Annotated in this window: 1 protein-coding gene; it reads left to right on the top strand. The window is 31.9% G+C overall.

What is annotated here, in order from left to right:
- Positions 1-97: 97 nt before the first annotated feature.
- Positions 98-457, top strand: a 360-nt coding sequence (locus GPA21_RS20430) for a cytochrome d ubiquinol oxidase subunit II (RefSeq protein WP_211163759.1), incomplete at its 3' end; no start/stop codon positions are given.

The raw sequence follows: 457 nt of genomic DNA, 5'->3' as shown, positions 1-457 counted from the left end.
ATACATGTGCATACGTATTAATTCGTATGTTTAAAAATAAACCGGCGTATGAAGATGTAAATCGCTTAGCCAAGAAGCAAGGAGGAGAAATAGAAAAATGATTTATGCATTTATAGGTATAACAGTGTTATGGTTGTTTTTATTTTGCTATATCATTATTGCTTCTATAGATTTTGGGGCAGGTTTCTTCGCATTGCATTCAAAGTTAACTGGTTATGAAAAGAAAATTAATCACTTAATTTCACGTTATTTGAACCCAGTTTGGGAAGTTACGAATGTATTCTTTGTTTTCTTCTTCGTAGGATTCGTAGGTTTCTTTCCAGAGTCAATCAAATATTTAGGCACGGTATTGTTAATACCAGGTTCGATAGCACTGATTATGATATCGTTGAGAAACAGTTTTTATGCATTTGAAAATTATGGTCAAGATACAAAATTAGCATGGATGATCATGTAT

Source organism: Azoarcus taiwanensis, from assembly GCF_012910885.1.
Classification (GTDB): domain Bacteria; phylum Pseudomonadota; class Gammaproteobacteria; order Burkholderiales; family Rhodocyclaceae; genus Azoarcus_F; species Azoarcus_F taiwanensis.
The sequence above is the reverse complement of the archived record's forward strand: the minus strand, read 5'-3'. Positions and strand labels throughout refer to the sequence as shown.